The 24,556-nt window shown below is 61.4% G+C and carries 19 protein-coding genes; 11 read left to right on the forward strand and 8 right to left on the reverse strand.

Translation table 11 applies throughout. From position 1 onward, the window contains the following. Positions 1-12: 12 nt before the first annotated feature. The 10 genes from ACYZUD_RS21665 to ACYZUD_RS21710 are packed head-to-tail and all read left to right on the forward strand — an operon-like array spanning position 13 to position 10,237. Entirely contained in the window at positions 13-582 is a 570-nt protein-coding gene (locus ACYZUD_RS21665; RefSeq protein WP_462025086.1) for an outer membrane lipoprotein carrier protein LolA, read from the forward strand. Beyond that, complete coding sequence (locus ACYZUD_RS21670) at positions 566-2,905, forward strand: MMPL family transporter (protein WP_462020074.1); 2,340 nt, start codon at positions 566-568, stop codon at positions 2,903-2,905. Before ACYZUD_RS21665 ends, ACYZUD_RS21670 begins: the two co-directional genes overlap by 17 nt. Continuing rightward, positions 2,902-4,062 carry a cation:proton antiporter gene (locus ACYZUD_RS21675; protein WP_462020075.1) on the forward strand — a complete coding sequence of 387 codons (1,161 nt, stop codon included), beginning with the start codon at positions 2,902-2,904 and terminating at the stop codon, positions 4,060-4,062. Before ACYZUD_RS21670 ends, ACYZUD_RS21675 begins: the two co-directional genes overlap by 4 nt. Next, positions 4,049-5,296: an NAD(P)/FAD-dependent oxidoreductase gene (locus ACYZUD_RS21680; RefSeq protein ID WP_462020076.1), complete on the forward strand. Its 1,248-nt coding sequence runs from the start codon at positions 4,049-4,051 to the stop codon at positions 5,294-5,296. Before ACYZUD_RS21675 ends, ACYZUD_RS21680 begins: the two co-directional genes overlap by 14 nt. Further along, positions 5,293-6,018, forward strand: coding sequence for a class I SAM-dependent methyltransferase (locus ACYZUD_RS21685; RefSeq protein WP_462020077.1), 726 nt, complete (start codon positions 5,293-5,295; stop codon positions 6,016-6,018). Before ACYZUD_RS21680 ends, ACYZUD_RS21685 begins: the two co-directional genes overlap by 4 nt. Then, positions 6,018-6,635: a hypothetical protein gene (locus tag ACYZUD_RS21690; protein ID WP_462020078.1), complete on the forward strand. Its 618-nt coding sequence runs from the start codon at positions 6,018-6,020 to the stop codon at positions 6,633-6,635. Before ACYZUD_RS21685 ends, ACYZUD_RS21690 begins: the two co-directional genes overlap by 1 nt. After that, positions 6,632-7,828 (forward strand): beta-ketoacyl-[acyl-carrier-protein] synthase family protein, encoded by a 1,197-nt coding sequence (locus tag ACYZUD_RS21695; RefSeq protein WP_462020079.1) that lies wholly within the window; start codon positions 6,632-6,634, stop codon positions 7,826-7,828. Before ACYZUD_RS21690 ends, ACYZUD_RS21695 begins: the two co-directional genes overlap by 4 nt. Next, a complete protein-coding gene (locus ACYZUD_RS21700; RefSeq protein ID WP_462020080.1) occupies positions 7,825-8,286 on the forward strand; it encodes an ApeP family dehydratase in 462 nt (153 codons plus the stop codon). The genes ACYZUD_RS21695 and ACYZUD_RS21700 overlap by 4 nt, the downstream gene beginning before the upstream one ends. Further along, positions 8,283-9,011 carry a 3-oxoacyl-ACP reductase FabG gene (fabG, locus tag ACYZUD_RS21705; protein ID WP_462020081.1) on the forward strand — a complete coding sequence of 243 codons (729 nt, stop codon included), beginning with the start codon at positions 8,283-8,285 and terminating at the stop codon, positions 9,009-9,011. Before ACYZUD_RS21700 ends, fabG begins: the two co-directional genes overlap by 4 nt. Next, positions 9,011-10,237, forward strand: coding sequence for a beta-ketoacyl-ACP synthase (locus ACYZUD_RS21710; RefSeq protein WP_462020082.1), 1,227 nt, complete (start codon positions 9,011-9,013; stop codon positions 10,235-10,237). The genes fabG and ACYZUD_RS21710 overlap by 1 nt, the downstream gene beginning before the upstream one ends. Before the next feature lie 106 nt (positions 10,238-10,343). Here ACYZUD_RS21710 and ACYZUD_RS21715 read toward each other — a convergent pair whose 3' ends face one another. Together ACYZUD_RS21715 and ACYZUD_RS21720 are read right to left on the reverse strand one after the other, a co-directional pair. Further along, a complete protein-coding gene (locus tag ACYZUD_RS21715; RefSeq protein ID WP_462020083.1) occupies positions 10,344-10,616 on the reverse strand; it encodes a DUF6124 family protein in 273 nt (90 codons plus the stop codon). Positions 10,617-11,129: 513 nt separating this feature from the next. Further along, a complete protein-coding gene (locus ACYZUD_RS21720) occupies positions 11,130-12,032 on the reverse strand; it encodes a LysR family transcriptional regulator (protein WP_462020084.1) in 903 nt (300 codons plus the stop codon). A gap of 119 nt (positions 12,033-12,151) precedes the next feature. Here ACYZUD_RS21720 and ACYZUD_RS21725 point away from each other — a divergent pair, with 119 nt between their 5' ends. Beyond that, positions 12,152-13,426 carry an MFS transporter gene (locus ACYZUD_RS21725; RefSeq protein ID WP_462020085.1) on the forward strand — a complete coding sequence of 425 codons (1,275 nt, stop codon included), beginning with the start codon at positions 12,152-12,154 and terminating at the stop codon, positions 13,424-13,426. Positions 13,427-13,598: 172 nt separating this feature from the next. Here ACYZUD_RS21725 and hemE read toward each other — a convergent pair whose 3' ends face one another. The 6 genes from hemE to aroK all read right to left on the reverse strand — a co-directional run bounded on the left by hemE (position 13,599) and on the right by aroK (position 24,555). After that, positions 13,599-14,666, reverse strand: coding sequence for a uroporphyrinogen decarboxylase (gene hemE / locus ACYZUD_RS21730; RefSeq protein ID WP_462020086.1), 1,068 nt, complete (start codon positions 14,664-14,666; stop codon positions 13,599-13,601). Positions 14,667-14,939: 273 nt separating this feature from the next. Next, the gene (locus ACYZUD_RS21735; RefSeq protein ID WP_462020087.1) at positions 14,940-16,358 is read right to left on the reverse strand and encodes an FAD-dependent oxidoreductase; all 1,419 of its coding nucleotides are present in this window, start codon (positions 16,356-16,358) and stop codon (positions 14,940-14,942) included. 33 nt (positions 16,359-16,391) lie between these two features. Further along, on the reverse strand, positions 16,392-20,837 hold the full coding sequence (gene gltB / locus ACYZUD_RS21740) for a glutamate synthase large subunit (protein WP_462025087.1): 4,446 nt from the start codon (positions 20,835-20,837) through the stop codon (positions 16,392-16,394). Positions 20,838-21,187: 350 nt separating this feature from the next. After that, positions 21,188-22,774 (reverse strand): AAA family ATPase, encoded by a 1,587-nt coding sequence (locus ACYZUD_RS21745; RefSeq protein WP_462020088.1) that lies wholly within the window; start codon positions 22,772-22,774, stop codon positions 21,188-21,190. A 10-nt stretch (positions 22,775-22,784) separates the two neighbouring features. Further along, positions 22,785-23,885, reverse strand: coding sequence for a 3-dehydroquinate synthase (aroB, locus tag ACYZUD_RS21750; protein ID WP_462020089.1), 1,101 nt, complete (start codon positions 23,883-23,885; stop codon positions 22,785-22,787). A gap of 151 nt (positions 23,886-24,036) precedes the next feature. Further along, entirely contained in the window at positions 24,037-24,555 is a 519-nt protein-coding gene (gene aroK, locus ACYZUD_RS21755; protein WP_010464421.1) for a shikimate kinase AroK, read from the reverse strand. Position 24,556: the final 1 nt, after the last annotated feature.

Here is a 24,556-nt window from a genome sequence, read left to right on the forward strand (position 1 = left end):
TACCTGTTCGTGATGGTGCTGGGTTTTTCTTCGTTGGCGCAGGCTTTCGACTTGCAACAGCTCAGCGATCAACTGGCCAAACCCGACGTCATCCACGGTAACTTCATTCAGGAAAAGCACCTGCGCGCCCTGCCCCAGCCGCTGACCAGCAAGGGCACTTTCGTCCTCGCGAAAAATCACGGCCTGCTCTGGCTGCTGAAAACCCCGCTGCAACAGGATTACCGCATCACCACCAAAGGCATTGCCCGGCGTGACGCCAGCGGTTGGCAAATGTTGCCGAGCAAGAGCGCCGGTGCCGAGCAGAACCGCTTGTTCCTCGCGGTGCTGCAAGGTGACAGCAGCGGGCTGCAACGGGATTTCGAGCTATCCCTGAGCGGCGACGCACAGAACTGGAAGCTGATCCTGACCCCGCGCTCGATGTTGCTCAAACAGGTGTTCAACCAGATCAACATCACTGGCGGTGAACTGGTGCACAGCATCGAACTGCTCGAAACCCAGGGCGACAGTACCCTGTTGCGCATGCAGGACAGCACTGGCGCCCAACCCTTGAGCGATGCGGAGCAACATGACTTTGCCGAGTGAACGGATGCTCCCACGGCTGTTTCTGATCCTGCTGCTGGCGGTGCTCGCGCTCGCCGGTTGGCAATGGCGCGACGGTGCACCGCTGTCGGCCAACCTGATGGAACTGGTGCCGGGCACGGCGCCGGACGCGCTGGAACTTCGCGCCGAACAACGCATGCAAGAGCCGCTGAACCGCGAAATGCTGGTGCTGGTCGGCCACAAGGATCGCCCGCAAGCCATCGCCATGGCCCAGAAGCTGGGCGAGCAATGGCAAGCCAGCGGCCTGTTTGAAAAGGTCCAGTGGAACCTGCAAGCCGACTTGCCGGCGCTACGCAAACAATTGCTGCAAGGCCGATTGGCGATGCTCTCGGCGGCGGATCGGCAGCAGCTGATCGAGCATCCCGACACGTTTATCCAGCAACGGGTGCAAGCCCTGTTCGACCCCTTCACCGGCTTCAGCCTGGTGCCGAGCCAGGATGACTGGCTGGGCCTGACCGGACGCATCCAGAACAGCCAGCCACAACACGGCTCGGTGCAACTGGACATCGGCAGCGGTGCGCTGGTCGCCGATGCCGACGGCAAGAGCTGGGTGTTGCTGCGGGCGCGCACCACCGGCAATGCCTTCGACATGAACCTGCCGCTGCAAGTGGCCGATCTGCTCAAGCACAGCCGCGAAGAGGCCGGCAAGACCGACGTGCAACTGCTTGCCGCCAGCGGTTTGCTCTACGCAGCCGCCGGTCAACAACAGGCCACCCGGGAAATGACCTGGGTCGGTGGCGGTGCCACCGTCGGGATTCTGTTGCTGTTGCTGCTGGCCTTTCGGCGTTGGCGGGTATTGCTGGCGTTCGTCCCGGTGTTGGTGGGCATGCTCTTCGGCGCGGTCGCCTGCGTGGCGATGTTCGGCCATATGCACGTGATGACCCTGGTGCTCGGCTCCAGCCTGATCGGCGTGGCGGTCGATTACCCGCTGCACTACCTGTCCAAGAGCTGGAGCCTGAAGCCTTGGCACAGTTGGCCCGCCCTGCGCCTGACCTTGCCCGGCCTGACGCTGAGCCTGATCACCAGTTGCATCGGCTACCTGGCCCTGGCCTGGACACCGTTCCCGGCGCTGACCCAGATTGCCGTGTTCTCCGCCGCCGGTCTGCTCGGCGCATACCTGTCGGCGGTGTGCCTGCTGCCGGCGCTGCTCAAGGGGGCGAACCTGCGCCCAGCGCAGTGGCCGCTTCGGGTGTCCGAATTTTTGCTGGATCGTCGTGAGGCGCTGCTCAAAATCGCGCGCACGCCGGTGTTGCTGGCACTGCTGATCGCCTTCTGCGTGGGGGGGCTGTTGCAACTCGACAGCAAAAACGATATACGCCAGTGGGTCGGTGCACCACAGCAATTGACCGACGAGGCCCAGACCATTGCGCGCATCACCGGCTATCAACCCACCAGCCAGTTCTTCCTGGTGCGCGGAGCCAATCAGCAAGAGCTGCTCGAACGCCAAGCGGCGTTGAGCGAGCGGCTGGATCAGTTGGTCAATCTGGGAAAACTCCAGGGCTATCTGTCACTGAATCAACTGGTCAGCCAACCGAGCGAGCAACGGCAGGTGCGCGAGGCGTTGAACAAGCTGCCGCAGTTCTGGCAACCATTGCTTGACCTCGGCGTGCCGATCAAAGCACTGCAAGCCGAACTGGCAACGTTGCAGGCACTGCCTGCCGAAGACATCGACGCTGCATTGGTCGGTCCCTTGGCGGAACCCTATCGCACGCTGTGGCTGGGCCCGACCGATGACGGCGTGGCGGCGATGGTCAGCCTGCAAGGTATGAACACCCCGTCCCTGCTACGGGTGCAGGCGGCGGATTTGCAGGGTGTGGAACTGGTGGACCGTCTGGGTGAGTTGAACACAGTCTTCGCCGACACCCAGATCAGTGCCGCTGAACTGAAACTCGCCTCTTGTGTGCTGATCGTGCTGGTGTTGATTCTGCCGTTCGGCCTCGGCGGCGCGCTGCGGATTGTCGCCCTGCCGCTGCTGGCCGCGCTGTGCAGCCTGGCCAGCCTCGGGTGGCTGGGGCAGCCGCTGACGCTGTTCAGCCTGTTCGGCCTGCTGCTGGTGACGGCCATCAGCGTCGACTACGCGATCCTCATGCGCGAGCAGGTCGGCGGCGCCGCCGTGAGCCTGCTGGGCACCTTGCTGGCGGCGCTGACCACCTGGCTGTCGTTCGGTCTGCTGGCGGTGTCCAGCACGCCGGCGGTGAGCAATTTCGGTCTGTCGGTGAGCCTGGGCCTGGCCTTCAGCTTCCTGCTGGCGCCGTGGGCCGGACGACAAGTCCACCCGGCCACGGTCGCGGAGCCCGCAGCATGATGGTCGCTCTGTTCTGGGCAATGGCCCTGGCGCTGTTTGCCGTGGCCACTCGCGTCGGTCGCCACTTCAGCTTGATCCCGATCGTCAGCCAGTTGTTGCTGGCAACCATCGGTTTGCCACTGCTGATGTACTTCTGGATCGAACCCCAGTGGCAATTGAGCGGCGCTGCGCTGGTCGCACCGATCTGGCTGAAAAACCTCTACAGCCTGAGTTTCGCGCTGTTGTTGGGCTACATCCTCAGCGATGTGATCGACCTGCAACTGGATCGCCAGAGCCTGAAAATAGCCCTGCCGAGTTTCTGCATTCCGTTTGCCTGCGGGCTCGCGACAGCGGTCTGGCTACTGCCGCCGCAGCCGTGGATCAGTTCTCTGGCGGTGGGCCTGTTGTTCGCCATTACCGCGATTCCGGTGTTGTATCTGTACCTGCGGCATATCGGTTACCCGCCCGCCGCCACCCGGAGACTGGTGCAGACCGCGATCCTCATCGACCTCACCTGCTGGACCCTTTTCGCCATCGCCCAGGGCAGCCTGCACCTGAGCAGCCTGCTGTTGCCGCTGGCCGGCGCCTGCGTGCCATTGCTGCTGCGGGTATCCGGTTTGCGCCGACCACGGGTCTACAGCGGATGTTTCTTCGCCCTGCTGGTGGTGGCCGAACACTACAAGCTCAATGCGCTGATTTTCGGCATTGGTTACCTGCTCTGCATGGCCGTGCTCAAAGTGCCGTTGGTGCTGCCGTTGCCGGCGGCCTGGATGAATCGCATGCAGACGTACATTGCGATCCCGCTGATCCTCACGTTCGGCATCGTGCAGATCAACGTCCACAGCGCCATGGACAGCCTGAGCTGGGCGCAACTGAGCGCCCTGCTGCTGTTCCCGATTGCCAGTAAACTGCTGGGCAACTGGCTGGGTCTCGGCTGGGCCGGCGCCTCGTTTGCCGGCGCCAGTCGATGGCGCGAAAGTGTTCTGCTGAATATTCGCGGCTTGAGTGAGATCGTCTTTCTCAACCTGCTGCTGCAACAACAGCTCATCAGCCCGCCGTTGTACTTTGCGCTAATGCTGATGGGCCTGATCGCGACACTGCTGCCGGCATTGGTCGGCATGCACCGAATCCCCTTGAAAGCTGCCGTCCCGGCAAGGAGCCCCCATGCCAACCGTTGAAATGGAACGTCGTCAGGTAGTGATCATCGGTGCCGGTCCTTCGGGCGCCATCGCCGCCGCGCTGCTCAAGCGCAAGGGTCACGATGTACTGGTGATCGAGCGCCAGTATTTCCCACGGTTCTCCATCGGCGAAAGTCTGTTGTCGCACTGCCTGGATTTCGTCGAAGAAGCGGGCATGCTCGATGCCGTCAACGCCGCCGGTTTCCAGCTGAAAAACGGTGCAGCGTTTGCCTGGGGCGAGCGCTATAGCGCTTTCGATTTCGGCGACACGTTCAGCCACGGCAAGCCGACCACCTTCCAGGTCCAGCGCGCCGACTTCGACAAGCTGCTGGCCGATCAGGCCGCACTGCAGGGCGTCGAAATCCGCTACGGCGAAGCGATCGTCAGCGTCGATTTCAGCCTGCCGAAACCGCAGCTCGATGTGCTTCGCGAAGACGGCAGCCAGTACCGCGTCGAAGCCGGCTTCGTGCTTGATGCAAGCGGTTACGGTCGTGTCCTGCCGCGCTTGCTCGACCTTGAAGCACCGTCGAATTTTCCGGTGCGCCAAGCGGTGTTCACTCACATCGAAGACCATATCGACAGCCCGACATTCGAACGGGAAAAGATCCTCATCACCACCCACCCGACCCAGCGCGATGTCTGGTTCTGGACCATCCCGTTCAGCAACGGCCGTTGCTCGGTGGGCGTGGTCGCGGCAGCCGAACACTACGAAGGCCGCATGGAGAATCTGGACGAGTGCCTGCGTGGGTTTATCGCTGAAACCCCAAGCCTGGCCGGCGTGCTGAATAACGCGGTGTGGGATACGCCGGCGCGCACCATCGGCGGCTACTCGGCCAACGTCAAAACCCTTCACGGGCCGGGCTTTGCGCTGCTGGGCAACGCGGCGGAATTCCTCGACCCGGTGTTCTCCTCCGGCGTGACCATCGCCATGCGCTCGGCCAGCATGGCCGCCAGTGTTCTGCACCGGCAGCTGCAAGGCGAAAGCGTCGATTGGCAGACAGAGTTCGCCGAGCCGCTCAAACGCGGGGTCGACACCTTCCGTTGCTACGTCGAAGGCTGGTACGCCGGGACTTTCCAGGACGTGATTTATCATGAGGGCGGCTCCCCGGATATTCGCCGCATGATCTGCTCGATCCTGGCCGGTTATGCCTGGGACGAACGCAACCCGTTCGTCAGCGAAGCCAAACGCCGGCTGCGCACGCTCTCGGAAATCTGCGCGAGTGATGCGCCTTGAGCTACCTGAGCGAGAACTACGTCGAAGAAACCCGGTTTGGTTTCTGGTTCCTGCGCAGCCATACCTGGCAGCACCACGTGTTGCGCGTCGCCATCAACGATTTGCGCGGCCTGTTCAGCGAAACGCTGCCAGAGCACTCGGTGCTGCTGGATGCCGGTTGCGGTCAAGGCAAGTCGTTTCAGTACCTGCGCCAGACCTTTGCGCCCCAGCGCCTGATCGGCGTAGACGCCGACCCGCACAGCCTCGACCTGAGCAGCGAAGAAGCGGCCCGTCAGGGCATGGACGTGGAACTGATCGGCAGCGACTGCGCGAGCATCAACGTGCCGGACGCCAGCGTCGACCTGCTGTTCTGCCACCAGACCTTTCATCATCTGGTGGAGCAGGACAAAGCGCTTGCCGAGTTCTATCGCGTGCTCAAGCCGGGCGGTTATCTGCTGTTCGCCGAATCCACCGAGGCTTACATTGATACCTGGGTGATTCGCTGGCTGTTCCGCCATCCGATGCACGTGCAGAAGAGCGCCGCCGAGTATCTGGACATGATTCGTCGACAGGGTTTCGAATTCGGTCCGCAAAACGTGTCTTATCCGTACTTGTGGTGGAGTCGCGCCAAGGATTTCGGCCTGCTTGAACGCTGGGGTCTGCGCCAGCCAAAACCCGTTGGCCAACGGGAAGAAACCCTGGTCAATGTGGTTGCGCGCAAGCCGCTTGAAGGTGCTGTGTGATGTTCATTGTCAGTCGCTCAAAGTGCGCAACCTGTGGGAGCGAGCCTGCTCGCGATAGCGGTGTGTCAGTAAACATAAATGTCGAATGCATTGCCGTCATCGCGAGCAGGCTCTCTCCCACAGGGATAGCCAACAGTCTGCGATTTCTGCTACTCGGCGCTGTCCTGTTGCTGAGCGCCTGTGCCAGCCGGGCACCGCTGCCCGAGCAAACCCCGAGCCTGTCGTTGCCGCTGCAGTTGCACATCCAGCGCCTGACGGCTGACCAGCGCCAGGACTGGGTGCTGGTGATCCAGCGCGAAGGCCCTGGCATTCGCTGGTCGATGATGGACTTGCTGGGCATTCCCCAGGCCCGTCAAAAACTGATCGATGGCGAGTGGCGGGCCGATGGTCTTCTGCCGCCCAACCCGGAGGCCCGGGAGCTGTTTGCCGCGTTGCTGTTTGCGCTGACGCCCAAAGATGAACTGTCGGGCAACTACCCGACCGCCTGGCAACATGGCGCGCAACGATCCCTGCCATCGCGCTGGGAAGTCCGTTACTCACAACCCATGAGCTTTGAATTGAACCTGCCCAAAGGTCCGACGTATCAAGTCTCGCCCCTCACCGGTGAGACGCCATGACCGCCTACCTCAACGCCCTCGGGGTGATTTGCGCCCTGGGCCGCGACAAACACGAAGTCGCGCGCAATCTGTTTGCCGGCGATTGCTCCGGCATGCGCAGCGAGACCGGCTGGGTGCCGGAGCGGTCCTTGCCGGTGGCGGCGGTTCGCGGCGAACTGACGCCGATTCCAGCGGAACTGGCGAAGCAAAGCAGCCGAAACAATCAATTGCTGCTGGAAGCCGCGCTGCAAATCCGCAACGACATCGACCAAGCGATCCAGACCTACGGCCGCGACCGTATCGGCGTGATCCTGGGCACCAGCACTTCTGGCATCGACGAAGCCAGTAAGGGCCTGGCCCATTACATCCGTGAGCAGCAGTTCCCGGCCGATTACGACTATCAACAACAGGAACTCGGCGCGCCGGCGAATTTCCTCGCCGACTGGCTGCAATTGAGCGGCCCGGCCTATGTGATTTCCACGGCCTGCACCTCCAGCGCCCGCGCACTGATGAGCGCCCAGCGCCTGTTGGATCTGAGCCTGTGCGACGCGGTGTTGTGCGGCGGGGTCGACAGCCTGTGCAAACTGACCCTCAATGGGTTCTCGGCGCTGGAAGCGGTATCCGAGCAACGCTGCAATCCGTTCTCGGTGAACCGTAACGGCATCAACATCGGCGAAGCGGCCGTGCTGTTCTTGATGAGCAAAAGTACCCGCGACAGCCAGCCGATTGCCCTGCTGGGCAGCGGCGCCAGTTCCGATGCGCACCACATTTCCGCACCGGAGCCGACCGGCCGAGGGGCCTTGCAAGCGATGCGCAAAGCCTTGAGTCGCGCGGGCCTGCAACCTGAGCAAATCGATTACCTGAACCTGCACGGCACGGCCACCCAACACAACGACGCCATGGAAAGCCTGGCGGTGACGGCGCTGTTCCCGGCCGGTGTACCCTGCTCCTCGACCAAACCGATGACCGGCCACACCCTCGGCGCTGCCGGCGCCCTGGAAGCTGCGTTCTGCTGGTTGAGCCTGAGTGCCGGCAATCACCAACACGCTCTGCCGCCGCACATCTGGGACGGCCAGTCCGATCCGGAGCTGCCGGCCCTGAATTGGGTGACCCCGGCCGATCGCCTGGCGTCCATTGCACCTCGCTACCTGATGAGCAATTCCTTTGCCTTCGGTGGCAATAACGTCAGCCTGATTATCGGAGACGCCCCATGATTGACTGGCCGCTCGCCGAACTGCTGCCTCACGCCGGCGACATGATCCTCATCGATCAGATCCTGGCGTTCGATGACGAGCAGATTCACACCCGTCTTACCGTCAAGCCCGGCGGCCTGTTCAATCGTCCCGACGGCAGCCTGCCGGCCTGGGTCGGCATCGAACTGATGGCCCAGAGTGTGGCCGCCTACGCCGGTTGCCATGCGCGCCAGCGGGGCGATGCAGTGGCGCTGGGTTTCCTGCTCGGCACCCGTAAATTCGAATGCAACGTCGAACATTTCCCCGCTGGCACCGAGCTGACCATCCACGGGATTCGCTCGCTGGAAGACGACAACGGCATGGGCGTGTTCGAATGTCACATCAATGCCTCCGGCATTCACGCCACCGCTCGCCTGAACGTGTTCCGTCCGCCTCAGGCGGCTCAATATCTTCATGAAACCCCAGGAGTCCAGTCATGACTGAACCCGTACTGGTCACCGGTTCCAGCCGTGGCATCGGCCGCGCTATCGCGTTGCGTCTGGCCCAGGCCGGGCATGACATCGTGCTGCATTGCCGCAGCGGCGTGGCAGACGCCATCGCGGTGAAGGCCGAAGTCGAGGCCCTGGGGCGCAACGCACGCGTCCTGCAATTCGACGTGTCCGACCGCGCCCACTGCAAAACGGTTCTCGAAGCCGACGTGGAAACCCACGGCGCCTATTACGGCGTGGTGCTGAATGCCGGCCTGACACGCGACGGTGCTTTTCCGGCCCTGAGCGAGGATGATTGGGATGTGGTGATGCGCACCAACCTCGATGGTTTCTATAACGTGCTGCACCCGGTGATGATGCCGATGATCCGTCGTCGCGCCGCCGGGCGGATTGTCTGCATCACCTCGGTGTCGGGGTTGATCGGCAATCGCGGGCAGGTCAACTACAGCGCTTCCAAGGCCGGCTTGATCGGTGCGGCGAAGGCGTTGGCGATCGAACTGGGCAAGCGCAAAATCACCGTCAACTGTGTCGCACCCGGCCTGATCGACACCGCGATGCTCGATGAAAACGTGCCGGTGGAAGAACTGATAAAAATGATCCCCGCACAACGCATGGGCACCCCGGAAGAGGTGGCCGGCGCGGTGAATTTCCTGATGTCGGCGGAAGCGTCGTACATCACCCGGCAGGTTCTGGCCGTCAACGGAGGCCTGTGTTGATGAAGCGCGTCGTCGTCACCGGCATGGCCGGCATCACCTCACTGGGCAGCGATTGGGACACCATCGCCGCCAACTTCGCGGCCAACCGCAGCGGCATCCGGCGGATGGACGAGTGGGATCGCTTCACCGAACTCAACACGCGCCTGGCCGGCCCCATCGATGACTTCAAGGTGCCGGGCCACTGGACCCGCAAGCAACTGCGCAGCATGGGCCGTGTATCGCGCCTGGCCGTCGGCGCGGCAGAACAGGCATTGGCCGATGCCGGGCTGCTGGGTGACGAATCGATCAAGGACGGGCGCATGGGCGTCTCCTGTGGCTCGTCCACCGGCAGCACCGACGAGATCAAGGCGTTCGGCAACATGCTGCTCAACTCGGTGGCCGAAGGCCTCAACGCCAACTCCTACGTGCGCATGATGCCGCACACCACGGCGGCGAACATCAGCATCTTCTTCGGCCTCACCGGCCGGCTGATCCCGACGTCCAGCGCCTGCACCAGCGGCAGCCAGGGCATCGGCTATGCCTATGAGTCGATCAAGTTCGGTCGCCTGCCATTGATGCTCGCCGGCGGCGCCGAAGAGCTGTGCCCGACCGAAGCCATGGTGTTCGACGCGCTCTACGCCACCAGCCTGAAAAACGACGCGCCGCAGACTTCCCCACGCCCCTACGACAGCGGCCGCGATGGTCTGGTAATCGGTGAAGGCGGCGGCATCCTGGTGCTCGAAGAACTCGAACACGCCTTGGCTCGTGGTGCGCACATCCATGCCGAACTGGTCGGTTTCGGCAGCAATGCCGACGGCCAGCACGCCACCCGTCCAGAACAGGCCACCATGCGCCGGGCCATGGAGCTGGCTCTGGAAGACGCCGGGTTGCAACCATCGGACATTGGCTATGTGAATGGTCACGGCACCGCGACTGAACAAGGCGACATTGCCGAAACACTGGCAACGAGCGCGTTGTTCGGCGAGCACATGCCGATCAGCTCGCAGAAGAGTTTCCTTGGCCACACCCTGGGAGCCTGCGGTGCGCTGGAGTCCTGGTTCAGCATCGAAATGATGAACCGCGACCTGTATGTACACACCTTGAACCTCGACGAGGTCGATCCGCACTGCGGCAAGCTGGATTACCTGCGCGGTGAGTTCCGGCAGATGAGCAATCAGTACGTGATGAATAACAACTTTGCGTTTGGTGGGGTTAATACGTCGCTGATCTTTAGGCGTTGGTCGTAAGACATATCATGATCAAAAGATCGCAGCCTTCGGCAGCTCCTACAGGTGTACACCGTCTTCTGTAGGAGCTGCCGAAGGCTGCGATCTTTTCTAACGTGCGCTGCGGTTAGGAGGGTGGATCGAGGTTGTCCAGCACGCGATTCACCGCCAATTCTCCCAACATGATCGACTGCTGAATCCCCAGCAGGGTGTTGCTTTGCGATCCTTCCAGATACCTCGCGAAATCGCTCGCCATGACGTTGGCTGATGCCAGGGATTCACAGGCGTATTCCAGCAGGGTGTGGTTGTCGATATCGGGGTTGATGAGGAAGATTTTGCTTGGTTGGCGTGGAGCGTAAGCGTACGGATCGGTGTCCGGTGGGTTTGTTGTATTAGTCATATTTCGGCTTCCTTGTAAGAGGAGCCACCGAGTTGCTACTAATCAAAAGGGTGGCAGCTGTGCGCAGGTTAGTAGACCGGGGAAGCGCGAAGCCGGCGCGCCCGAAGGCGCCCTGCGCACTGCTGCCATCAAGCGCAGGTATCGAAGTACCTGACTGTATGGAACGCAAATACGCTTCGCAAAACCACGGGCTACTAAACCCGATCACTGGAAATCAGTGATGCGAACCAAAGTACCGATGGCCCCCAAAGCGCACAAGCCGGCGGATTCTGGAATAGTTGTAGGCAATGCCGCAAGGCGCTGTAGCCTGCTCAAGGCAGTTCGGAAATGTCCTACGCCATTCAGCGAAGCGTCCGCTCGCTATGGCGTCGGTAGCTGCTCCTTTTTTGGTGAGCTTGCGGACGCTTTCGCGAGCAGGCTCGCTCCCACAGGGATCTGCCGCGTGAACACGATTTTTGTTCCACCACTCGTCCACTGTGGGAGCGAGCCTGCTCGCGATTGACTGCGCAGCAGTCACGGCTCCAAAGGCTCAACCTTACGCGTCAGCAACTCCACAAACGCCTTGGCCATCGGCGACTTCTGATCCTTGCGCTGCACCAGCCACACGGCCGAAATCGCCTCAGGATCGAGCAGAGGCCGATAGACCACCCCATCAATGCGCATCCGCTGATAAGACGCCGGCAGCACCGACACTCCCAGCCCCGCTGCCACCAACCCGATAATCGTCATCGCTTCGCCCGCCTCCTGCGCAAAGTGCGGACTGAAACCGGCATCCCGGGCCAGGCTGAGCAATTGTGCATACAGACCACTGCCATAACTGCGCGGGAAAAACACAAACGGTTCGAGCGCCAATGCCGACAGGAACAAACCCTCTTCACTGTCCTTGACCAACGGATGCTTGGAGCTGAGCACCGCCACCAGCGGTTCACGCATCAGTTCGACCACACTGAGCGAGTCGGGTAATCCCAACGGCCGCATGATCCCGACTTCAATCGACTCATCCACCAGCGCATCGGCCACCTGGGTGCTGCTCATTTCCCGCAGGTTCAAGTGCACTGCCGGGAATCGCTGACGAAACGAAAAAATCGCCTGTGGAATGGTGGAGTTGAACGGTGCCGACGAAGTGAAGCCAATCTTCAGCTCGCCCAATTCCCCCAACTGCGCACGCCGCGCCACATCCGCCGCTTTATCAACCTGCGCCAGCACCAACCGAGCCTCTTCCAGAAACAATCGGCCGGCCTCACTCAGCTCGACCCGACGATTGGTCCGTTCGAACAACCGCGCGCCCACCTCCTGCTCCAACGCCTGAATCTGCTGGCTCAGCGGCGGTTGGGAGATGCCGAGCACCTGAGCGGCGCGGCCGAAGTGCAGTTCTTCGGCGACGGCGATGAAGTAGCGCAGGTGACGCAATTCCATGAAAACTCCATTAGGTCGTAAAACCTCTCAAACAGGTCGAACAATATATTGGATTGAATCATTAGGCAGCTATATGCTTTTTCCATTGCCTGACCGGCTGCGCCCTCCGAGGTCCGAAAGTGAAAACTGCTGTCGCCCCACTCGCCCATGAAGTTCCGCCCGCTGCGCTGGACGACGTCGTGGCCGAATTGAAAGAGATCTACATCGAAAAAGGCACGCCGGCGTTCATGCGCACGGTACTGGCGCTGTTCTCCGGCGGTTTCGCCACCTTCGCCCTGCTCTACTGCGTGCAGCCGATGATGCCGCTGTTGTCCCACGAGTTTTCCATCAATGCGGCCCAGAGCAGCCTGATCCTCTCGGTAGCCACCGGCATGCTCGCCATCGGCCTGCTGATCACCGGACCGATTTCCGATCGCATCGGGCGCAAACCGGTGATGGTCGCCGCGTTGTTCGCCGCCGCGCTCTGCACCATCGCCAGTTCGATGATGCCGAGCTGGCAGGGCGTCCTGGTGATGCGGGCACTGGTAGGGCTGTCGTTGAGTGGCCTGGCGGCAGTCGCCATGACCTACTTGAGCGAAGAGATCCACCCGCAGCACATCGGCCTCGCCATGGGCCTGTACATCGGCGGCAACGCGATTGGCGGGATGTGCGGACGCTTGATTACCGGTGTATTGATCGACTTCGTCAGCTGGCACACGGCGATGCTGGTGATCGGCGGTCTGGCCCTGATCGCGGCAGCGGTGTTCTGGAAAATCCTCCCCGAATCGCGCAACTTCCGCCCTCGCTCGCTGCATCCGCGCAGCCTGCTGGACGGTTTCACCATGCACTTTCGCGACGCCGGCCTGCCGCTGTTGTTCCTTGAAGCTTTTGTGCTGATGGGCGCGTTCGTCACCCTGTTCAACTACATCGGCTATCGCTTGCTGGCCGAGCCGTACCACATGGATCAGGCCTTCGTCGGGCTGCTCTCGGTGGTGTACCTGTCGGGCATCTACAGCTCGGCGAAAGTCGGTGCCCTGGCCGACAAACTCGGCCGCCGCAAAATGCTCTGGGCCACCATCGTGCTGATGATCGCCGGTCTCGCATTGACCATGCTCACGCCGTTGCCGCTGGTGATCATCGGCATGCTGATTTTCACCTTCGGCTTCTTCGGCGCCCACTCGGTGGCCAGCAGCTGGATCGGCCGCCGCGCCCTCAGGGCCAAGGGCCAGGCGTCGTCGCTGTACTTGTTCAGCTACTACGCCGGGTCGAGCATTGCCGGTACGGCGGGCGGGGTGTTCTGGCACCTGGGTGGGTGGAGCGGGATCGGATTGTTCATTGGCGGGTTACTGGTGGTGGCGCTGCTGGTGGCGTTGAAGCTGGCGAAGTTGCCGCCGCTGACCGGCGTAAAAGCCTGACGCGGAATCCTGTGGGAGCGAGCCTGCTCGCGAAAGCGGTCTGTCAGCCAACATCTTTGTTGGATGTGCCGGCCTCTTCGCGAGCAGGCTCGCTCCCACATTGACCGAGTACGGCTCGATATCGCCAAACAAAAACGCCCGGCAAATGCCGGGCGTTTTTTATTGGCGACGTTTACTCGTGGTACTGCGCCGACAACTCATGCACCGCACGCAAGAACGCACCCGCATGCTCCGGATCGACTTCCGGGGTGATGCCATGGCCAAGGTTGAACACATGGCCGCTGCCTTTGCCGTAGCTGGCCAGGATCCGGCCGACTTCGGTGCGAATGGCTTCCGGTTTGGCGTAGAGCACGGTCGGGTCCATGTTGCCTTGCAGGGCGACTTTACTGCCGACACGCTGGCGGGCTTCGCCGATATCGCACGTCCAGTCCAGGCCTAGTGCGTCAGCGCCAGCATCGGCGATGCTTTCCAGCCACAGGCCGCCGTTTTTGGTGAACAGGATGACCGGCACTTTGCGGCCTTCGTGTTCGCGGATCAGGCCGCTGACGATTTTGCGCATGTAAGCCAGGGAGAATTCCTGATACGCCGCCGCCGACAGGTTGCCGCCCCAGGTGTCGAAGATCTGCACTGCTTGTGCACCGGCCATGATCTGGCCGTTGAGGTAGCTGGTAACCGACTGCGCGAGCTTGTCCAGCAGCAGGTGCATGGCTTGCGGGTTGTCGTAGAGCATGGCTTTGGTCTTGCGGAAGTCTTTCGACGAGCCGCCTTCGACCATGTAGGTGGCCAGGGTCCATGGGCTGCCGGAAAAACCGATCAGCGGCACGCGGCCATTTAGTTCGCGGCGGATGGTGCTGACCGCGTCCATGACGTAGCCGAGGTCTTTCTGTGGATCTGGGATCGGCAGGGCTTCGATGTCCGCCAGGGTGCTGACGACTTTCTTGAAGCGCGGACCTTCACCGGTTTCAAAGTACAGGCCTTGGCCCATGGCATCGGGGATGGTCAGGATGTCGGAGAAGAGGATCGCCGCGTCCAGTTGCGGATAGCGGTCGAGCGGCTGCATGGTGACTTCGCACGCGAACTCCGGGTTCATGCACAGGCTCATGAAGTCGCCGGCCTTGGCACGGCTGGCGCGGTATTCCGGCAGGTAGCGACCGGCCTGACGCATCATCCAGACAGGCGTGACGTCTACGGGTTGCTTGAGCAGGGCGCGAAGGAAACGGTCGTTCTTCAGGGCAGTCATGTCGGCATCCGGAAAAAAAGTGCGGGCATTTTCTCAGAGCGCGACGCAAAAGGCACGGCAAGAGCCGCGCCTTTTGTCTATCGGGTCAATTTGTCGCGGTTGAATGCGGTCTTCGCAACACCAAAAACCAATGTGGGAGCGAGCCTGCTCGCGATGAGGGCTTCACATTCAACATCTCTATTGACTGATCTACCGCTATCGCGAGCAGGCTCGCTCCCACAATTGATCCCATTCCAAATCAAGAACCAGCAGTTCTCAATTCAGATAGCCTGGTTAGACGCCCAGGTAATCCAGGATCCCTTCAGCGGCATTGCGGCCTTCGAAGATCGCCGTCACCACCAGGTCGGAACCACGAACCATATCGCCACCGGCGAAGATTTTCGGGTTGCTGGTCTGGTGCTTGTACTGGCCTTGTTCCGGGGCTACGACGCGGCCCTGGCTGTCGGTCTGGATGCTGAACTGCTCGAACCACGAAGCCGGGCTTGGACGGAAACCGAAAGCGATGACCACGGCATCGGCCGGGATGATCTCTTCGGAACCCGGGATCGGCTCAGGGCTGCGACGGCCGCGGGCGTCCGGTTCGCCAAGACGGGTCTCGACTACCTTCACACCTTCGACGCGGTCTTCACCGACGATGGCGATCGGCTGGCGGTTGTAGAGGAATTTCACGCCTTCTTCCTTGGCGTTCTTCACCTCTTTGCGCGAGCCCGGCATGTTCGCTTCGTCACGACGATACGCACAGGTCACCGACTTGGCGCCCTGACGAATCGACGTACGGTTGCAGTCCATCGCCGTGTCGCCGCCACCCAGCACCACCACCTTCTTGCCTTTCATGTCGACGAAATCTTCCGGCGACTTTTCAAAGCCCAGATTGCGATTGACGTTGGCAATCAGGAAGTCCAGCGCGTCATAGACGCCCGGCAGGTCCTCACCGGCAAAGCCGCCCTTCATGTAGGTGTAGGTGCCCATGCCCATGAACACGGCATCGTATTCTTCGAGCAGTTGCGAGAGGGTCACGTCCTTGCCCACTTCGGTGTTCAGGCGGAACTCGATGCCCATGCCGGTGAAGACTTCGCGGCGATTGCTCAGCACGGTCTTTTCCAGCTTGAACTCGGGGATGCCGAAGGTCAGCAGACCGCCGATTTCCGGATTCCTGTCGAACACCACCGGGGTCACGCCGCCGCGTACCAGCACGTCGGCACAGCCAAGGCCGGCAGGGCCCGCGCCGATCACCGCGACACGCTTGCCGGTCGGCTTGACCTTGGACATGTCCGGGCGCCAGCCCATGGCGAACGCGGTGTCGGTGATGTACTTCTCGACCGAACCGATGGTCACCGCGCCGAAGCCGTCGTTGAGGGTGCAAGCACCCTCGCACAGACGATCTTGCGGACACACCCGGCCGCAGACTTCCGGCAGGGTGTTGGTCTGGTGCGACAGCTCGGCGGCCTGGAGGATGTTGCCCTCGGCCACCAGCTTCAGCCAGTTCGGAATGAAGTTGTGCACCGGGCACTTCCATTCGCAATACGGGTTACCGCAACCCAGGCAGCGGTGGGCCTGATCGGCCGACTGCTGGGGTTTGAAGGGTTCGTAGATTTCCACGAACTCTTTCTTGCGTTGACGCAACAGTTTCTTCTTCGGATCCTTGCGCCCGACATCGATGAACTGGAAGTCGTTATTCAGACGTTCAGCCATTGTTAAAACCTCATCAAACTCTTCAGGCGCATATCACTGCGGGTTGGCACGGGTGCTGGAAAGCAACGATTTCAGGTTGGCAGCCTTGGGCTTGACCAGCCAGAAACGACGCAGATAGTCATCGAGGTTTTCAGCGAGGTTACGACCCCACTCGCTGTCGGTTTCCGCGACGTATTCGTCCAGCACGCGCTGCAGGTGGCTGCGATAGGCTTCCATCGCCTCACCGCTGATCCGCTGGATTTCCACCAGTTCGTGGTTGACCCGGTCAACGAAGGTGTTGTCCTGGTCGAGCACGTAGGCGAAACCGCCGGTCATGCCTGAGCCAAAGTTGTAACCGGTCTTGCCCAGCACGCAGACGAAACCGCCGGTCATGTACTCGCAGCAGTGATCGCCAGTGCCTTCAACCACGGTGTGAGCACCGGAGTTACGCACTGCGAAACGCTCGCCCGCCGTGCCGGCGGCGAACAGCTTGCCGCCGGTGGCGCCGTACAGGCAGGTGTTGCCGATGATGGCACTGTCCTGAGTCTTGTAGACGCTGCCCTTCGGCGGAACGATGACCAGCTTGCCGCCGGTCATGCCTTTGCCGACGTAGTCGTTGGCGTCGCCTTCGAGGTACATGTTCAGGCCGCCGGCGTTCCACACACCGAAGCTCTGACCGGCCGTCCCTTTGAAGCGGAAGGTGATCGGCGCGTTCGCCATGCCCTGGTTGCCGTGCTTGCGCGCGATTTCACCGGAGATCCGTGCGCCGATGGAACGGTCGCAGTTGCAGATATCCAGGGCGAAATCGGCGCCGCTCATGTCGTTGATGGCCGAGGTGGCCATGCCGATCATTTTCTCGGCCAGCAGGCCTTTGTCGAACGGCGGGTTACGGTCAACCTGGCAGAACTGAGGCTTGTCTGCCGGGATGTGATCGCTGCCCAACAACGGAGTCAGGTCCAGGTGATTCTGCTTGGCGGTCTGGCCTTCGAGGATTTCCAGCAGATCGGTACGGCCGATCAGCTCTTCGAGGGAACGCACGCCCAGCTTGGCCAGCCACTCACGGGTTTCTTCAGCGACGTAGGTGAAGAAATTCACCACCATGTCGACGGTACCGATGTAGTGATCCTTGCGCAGCTTCTCGTTCTGAGTCGCGACGCCGGTGGCGCAGTTGTTCAGGTGGCAGATGCGCAGGTATTTGCAACCCAGCGCGATCATTGGCGCGGTGCCGAAGCCGAAGCTTTCAGCGCCGAGGATGGCAGCCTTGATCACGTCGAGGCCGGTTTTCAGGCCGCCGTCGGTCTGCACCCGGACTTTGCCGCGCAGGTCGTTGCCGCGCAGGGTCTGGTGGGTTTCGGCCAGGCCGAGTTCCCACGGAGCGCCCGCGTATTTGATCGAGGTCAGCGGCGATGCGCCGGTGCCGCCATCGTAGCCGGAGATGGTGATCAAGTCCGCATAGGCCTTGGCCACACCAGCAGCGATAGTGCCGACGCCCGCTTCTGCTACCAGTTTTACCGAGACCAGGGCCTTCGGGTTCACCTGTTTCAGGTCGAAAATCAGCTGCGACAAGTCTTCGATGGAATAGATATCGTGGTGCGGCGGAGGCGAAATCAGGGTCACGCCCGGCACTGCGTAACGCAGCTTGGCAATCAGACCGTTGACCTTGCCGCCTGGCAGTTGACCACCTTCGCCGGGCTTGGCGCCCTGAGCGACCTTGATCTGCAGCACTTCAGCGTTGACCAGGTATTCCGGGGTCACCCCGAAACGGCCAGTCGCAACCTGCTTGATTTTCGAGCTCTTGATCGTGCCGTAACGCGCCGGGTCTTCGCCGCCTTCGCCGGAGTTGGAACGCGCACCGAGGCGGTTCATGGCTTCAGCCAGGGCTTCGTGGGCTTCCGGCGACAGCGCGCCAAGGGAGATGCCGGCGGAGTCGAAGCGCTTGAGCACCGATTCCAGCGGTTCGATCTCGCTGATGTCCAGCGGCGTGTCCAAAGTCTTCACTTTGAACAAGTCGCGGATCATCGACACCGGGCGGTTGTCCACCAGCGCCGTGTATTCCTTGAACTTGCTGTAGTCGCCCTGCTGCACAGCGGCTTGCAGGGTGTTGACCACGTCCGGGTTGTACGCGTGATATTCGCCACCATGGACGAACTTCAGCAAACCGCCCTGCTGAATCGGCTTGCGCGGGCTCCAGGCTTCGGCAGCCAGGGCTTTCTGCTCGGCTTCGATATCGACGAAACGCGCACCCTTGATGCGGCTCGGCACGCCACGGAAGCTCAGGTCGCAGACTTCTTCGGACAGGCCGATGGCTTCGAACAGCTGCGCACCACGGTACGAAGCGATGGTCGAGATGCCCATCTTCGACAGGATTTTCAGCAGGCCTTTGGTGATGCCTTTGCGGTAGTTCTTGAACACCTCATAGAGGTCGCCCAGTACTTCACCGGTGCGGATCAGGTCACCCAGCACTTCGTAGGCTAGGAACGGATAGACCGCCGAGGCGCCGAAACCGATCAACACCGCGAAGTGATGCGGGTCGCGAGCGGTAGCGGTTTCCACGAGGATGTTGGAATCGCAACGCAGGCCTTTTTCGGTCAGGCGGTGGTGCACCGCACCGGTGGCCAGGGAAGCGTGGATCGGCAACTTGCCCGGGGCGATGTGACGGTCACTCAGCACGATCTGCGTGCGACCGGCGCGAACGGCTTCTTCAGCCTGATCGGCGACGTTACGCACCGCGGCTTCGAGGCCGACGCTTTCGTCGTAGTTGAGGTCGATGATCTGGCGTTCGAAGCCCGGACGATCGAGGTTCATCAGCGAGCGCCACTTGGCCGGGGAAATGACCGGCGAGCTGAGGATCACGCGCGAGGCGTGTTCCGGCGACTCCTGGAAGATGTTGCGCTCGGCACCGAGGCAGATCTCCAGCGACATGACGATGGCTTCACGCAGCGGGTCGATCGGCGGGTTGGTGACCTGCGCGAACTGCTGGCGGAAATAGTCGTACGGCGTGCGCACGCGCTGGGACAGCACGGCCATCGGCGTATCGTCGCCCATCGAACCTACGGCCTCATAGCCTTGCTCGCCGAGCGGACGCAGCACTTGGTCGCGTTCTTCGAACGTGACCTGGTACATCTTCATGTACTGCTTGAGCTGGTCGACGTCGTAGAACGCTGAACCGTGGTCGTTGTCTTCCATGGTCGCCTGGATGCGCAGGGCATTCTTGCGCAGCCATTGCTTGTACGGATGACGGGACTTCAAGCGGTTGTCGATGGCATCGGTGTCGAGGATCTGACCGGTTTCGGTGTCCACGGCAAAGATCTGGCCCGGGCCAACGCGGCCCTTGGCGATCACGTCTTCAGGCTGGTAGTTCCAGACACCGATTTCCGAGGCCAGGGTGATGAACCCGTTTTTGGTGGTGACCCAACGTGCCGGGCGCAGACCGTTACGGTCGAGCAGGCACACCGCGTAACGACCGTCGGTCATTACCACGCCGGCCGGGCCATCCCACGGTTCCATGTGCATCGAGTTGTATTCGTAGAACGCGCGCAGATCCGGGTCCATGGTTTCGACGTTCTGCCACGCAGGCGGAATGATCATCCGCACGCCACGGAACAGGTCGATACCACCGGTGACCATCAGCTCGAGCATGTTGTCCATGCTGGAGGAGTCGGAGCCGACACGGTTGACCAGCGGGCCGAGTTCTTCCAGATCCATCAGATCGTTGGTGAACTTGGTGCGACGGGCCTGGGCCCAGTTGCGGTTGCCGGTGATGGTGTTGATCTCGCCGTTGTGGGCGAGGAAGCGGAACGGCTGAGCCAGCGGCCATTTCGGCAGGGTGTTGGTGGAGAAGCGCTGGTGGAACACGCAAATCGAGGTTTGCAGGCGCTGGTCGCTGAGGTCTGGATAGAAGGCGGTCAAATCCGCCGGCATCATCAGGCCTTTATAAATGATGGTCTTGTGGGAAAAGCTGCAGATGTAGTGATCGACGTCGGCGGCGTTGGCCACGGACGAGCGACGACGGGCGCTGAACAGCTTGATCGCCATGTCCTGATCGCTCAGGCCTTCACCGCCGATGTAGACCTGTTCGATCTGCGGCAGGCGCTCAAGGGCCAGGCGGCCGAGGACGCTGGTGTCGATAGGCACTTTGCGCCAGCCGACGAGTTGCAGGCCTTCGGCCAGGATCTCGCGGTTCAGGTTTTCGCGAGCAGCTTCGGCTTTGACCGGATCCTGGTTGAAGAAGACCATGCCCACCGCATATTGCTTGGGCAATTCGACGCCGAAGGTTTCCTGGGCGATCGCACGCAGGAACACATCCGGCTTTTGAATCAGCAGACCGCAACCGTCACCGGTCTTGCCGTCGGCGTTGATCCCACCGCGGTGGGTCATGCAGGTCAGGGCCTCGATGGCCGTTTGCAAAAGGGTATGACTGGGCTCGCCCTGCATATGGGCTATCAGGCCGAAACCGCAGTTATCCTTGAATTCATCTGGTTGGTACAGACCTGCTTTCATAGACACTTTCTCACCAGGCTGCTTCTTATCGAAGCAAATTTCTTTTCAATTCAACCACTTGCCATCCACGCCGAACGTACGCCAGCTTTGCGGGGGCAAAAGGGAGGTCATTGTACACACCGACACAGAGGCTCACAAATTTGACGACGAAATGTCGCAAATCTATGTCGCATTTGTGAAAGGTTTAAAGCGATCTGCTGTGCTAGTCAAAACTTTTTTAATTTTGACCGCTACGACTCAAAGACTACTGTGACGCAGACACCACAAGGCACGCGGCCTTGAGAGGCGGCATGCGCTTGCAGAAATTTTGAGGTGCCGGGAGAGGCGGCCTGGGTAAGGCCGCCGAATCTTCAGCGAGTTGTTGCCAGTTCCTGTTGGACGCTGGCGACAGTGCGAGGCCAAGGTTTACCAGCCTGAACCTTCGCTGGCAAGGCCTTGATGGCGGTAACGGCTGCATCGCGGTTGGCGAAACTACCGTAAGTGATGACGTAAAGCGGCTTGCCGTTGAGGACTTTCTTGAAATAACGGTACTCGCCGCCCTGCTCCTTCACGAAGGATTGCGCGGTTGCTTCGGAGCTGGTGCCGAGGATCTGCACTACGTAATTGCTCGTAGGTTGCCCGGCGTACCAGGTGCCACCAGCGGCCTTGGCCACGGTGGTTGGTTTCTCGGCAGGTTTGGCAGCAACGGCTGACTTGGCTGGCGCTGGAGCCGGCTTCACGGCAGGTACCGGGGCTGGTTTGGCGGTAGCGATCTGGGTCGGCGCAGGCGTCGGCTTGGCGGCTGGCGTCGGCGCAGGACCGGCCGGGATGCCCGCTGGCGGAGCAGTGGTGGTCACAGTCGGCGGCGTATCGCTGGAACCCTCGACCGGCACGCCATCGTCGCCTTCGGTGATACCACCGGCAGCTTCGGCCAACGGCCCGCGCATGACCGGCTGCGAATTACCGACCAGTGGCAATGGCATCGGTTGCGAGTTACCGGCGAATTCGACGGCAGGCGCACCGCCGCTGTTAGGTTGTGGCGTGCCCTGGCCGAGCGGCAGTTGTGCCTGTTCGTTGGCAGGTACCCCCGTGGTCGGTGCTTTGCTACGACCCGGCATCAACCAGGCGGCGGCTACCGCGACCACGACGACGGCGGATATCGCCAATACGTGTTTCTTCGGCATGTTGAACCCCATACTTGGACGCTTGACCGCTGAGCGGCTGGCAATCATGGCTTCGATCATTGCATCGCGGGCAACCTGGTTGATGTTGCCAGGCCAACCGTCGGAGCTTTCGTGAATATCAGAGATCTGATCCGCAGTGAAAAGTTCGATACCCCGGCCAGCGCCTTCGAGCCGCTGGTCCAGATATTCGCGGGTTTCTTCTTCGGTGTAAGGCTGCAACTCGATGACATGGAAACGCTCTTCCTCAAGGCTCAGCGCCTCAAGTTGAGCAATCAGCGACGACTCACCGAACAGGAACACATGCGGACGACCTTCCGGTGCGCCGGCGGCCAAGGCCAGCAAGGCTTCCAGGGCCGATTCGTCGAGTTGCTCGGCATCATCCACCAGCAAATAGACTTCCTGCCCCGTGAGAGCAAGCTGAACGACCTGAGCCAGAATCGCGCCGACCTCGGCCTGCGCGACGTTCAGCGCCTGAGCCACCTGGCGCAGTACGCCAGTTGCATCACCGGCGCCACGGGCGGAAACCACCACGCTCTGAACAGATTGTTTGTTGGTGCTGGCCACCAGGGCCTGACGCAACAGGGTCTTGCCACTGCCTTGCGGGCCGGTGACCACCAGCAGCAACTGGCTGTAGCGTGCCAGGTGATGCAGTTGTCCCAGCACCGGTTTGCGCTGGGCCGGGAAGAATTTGAAGCCAGGCACCCGTGGAGCAAAAGGGTCATGACTCAACTGGTAATGGCCGAGGAAAGCCTCGTCGGCATGCAAACTAGTCATCGGGATCTTATTAACCTTTAAGCTGAGCCAGGGCGCGGTAATCCGCTCCCAGCGTGGCCTGTAAAACCTCTTTCGGATAATCGTCGGTCACCACCGCTTCGCCTATGTGGCGCAGCAGCACCAGGCGCAAACGACCGTCGATCACTTTCTTGTCAATTGCCATGTGTTCGAGAAAATCAGCTTCCGTCATTTCTTCAGGCGGGATAACCGGCAGGCCGGCGCGCTGGAACAGGCGAATGCCGCGATCGCGCTCTTGCTCGCTGATCCAGCCCAGGCGTGCGGACATTTCCAAAGCCATTACGGTGCCAGCAGCCACCGCCTCACCATGGAGCCAGACACCATAGCCCATATGGGTTTCGATGGCGTGGCCGAAGGTGTGACCCAGGTTCAGCGTGGCACGCACACCCGTCTCTTTCTCGTCAGCACCGACCACCGCAGCCTTGGCCGCGCAAGAACGCTCGATGGCGTAGGTCAGGGCGACCTGGTCCAGGGCGCGCAGGCGATCGACGTTTTCTTCGAGCCAGGTCAGGAACGGCTCGTCGCAGATCAACCCGTACTTGATGACTTCCGCCAGCCCCGCGGACAGTTCGCGGGCCGGCAGGGTATTGAGGGTGGCGGTATCGATCAGCACCACGTTTGGCTGATAGAAGGCGCCGACCATGTTCTTGCCCAGGGGGTGATTGATCCCGGTCTTGCCGCCCACCGAGGAGTCGACTTGCGACAGCAGCGTGGTCGGGACCTGGATGAAATCGACGCCACGCTGGTAGCAGGCGGCAGCAAAACCGGCCATGTCACCGATCACACCGCCACCGAGGGCGATGACCGTGGTGCGACGGTCGTGCCGTGCGGTCAGCAGACCGTCGAAAATCAGTTGCAGGGTTTCCCAGGTCTTGAAGGCTTCGCCGTCGGGAAGTACCACGCAAACCACCGAAAACTGCGCAAGGCTGCGGGTCAGACGTTCAAGATAGAGCGGCGCAACGGTTTCGTTGGAGATGATCGCCACTTGCCGCCCGCGGATATGCGGGGCCAGCAGCTCAGGCTGATCCAACAAACCTTCGCCAATATGAATCGGGTAGCTGCGCTCGCCTAGATCGACCTTGAGTGTCTGCATGTGTCCCCACAGTGAAGATGGAATCAGGCGTCCTGCCTTGAGTTATCGAGTGTCCAGGGCATCTGTTGGTGTGACGCCGTTCGGTAGCTATCCGCCACAACCTTGCGCGGCCATGACGGGGTCCCGAGGATAGCGCATTTCGCGCCTCGCTTTAACGGGGAGGTAGCTGCTGCAAGCGTTCGAGAATATCGAGCACCACCATTCGCGGCGGCCGCTCATCGGTTTCCACCACCAGGTCGGCGATTTCCCGATAAAGCGGATCGCGAATCGCCAGCAGATCCCTAAGGGTCTTCGCCGGATCAGCAGTGCGCAACAGTGGCCGATTGCGGTCGCGTGAGGTGCGGCCGACCTGTTGCTCGACGGAGGCATGCAGATAAACCACCCGACCACCGGCGTGCAGCGCCCGACGATTGGCTTCGCGCATGACCGCGCCACCACCGGTCGCCAGCACCACGCCATCGCATCCGCACAGCTCGGCAATCATCGCCTGCTCGCGGTCACGAAAGCCCGGTTCGCCTTCCTTATCGAAAATCCACGGGATATTGGCGCCCGTGCGCAATTCAATTTCCTTATCGGAATCTTTGAACGGCAGGCGCAGCTCTTTGGCCAGCAACCGGCCGATGGTGCTTTTTCCAGCCCCCATCGGTCCAACAAGAATCAAATTTCGCACA

The sequence above is a fragment of the Pseudomonas sp. XS1P51 genome, from assembly GCF_054897845.1.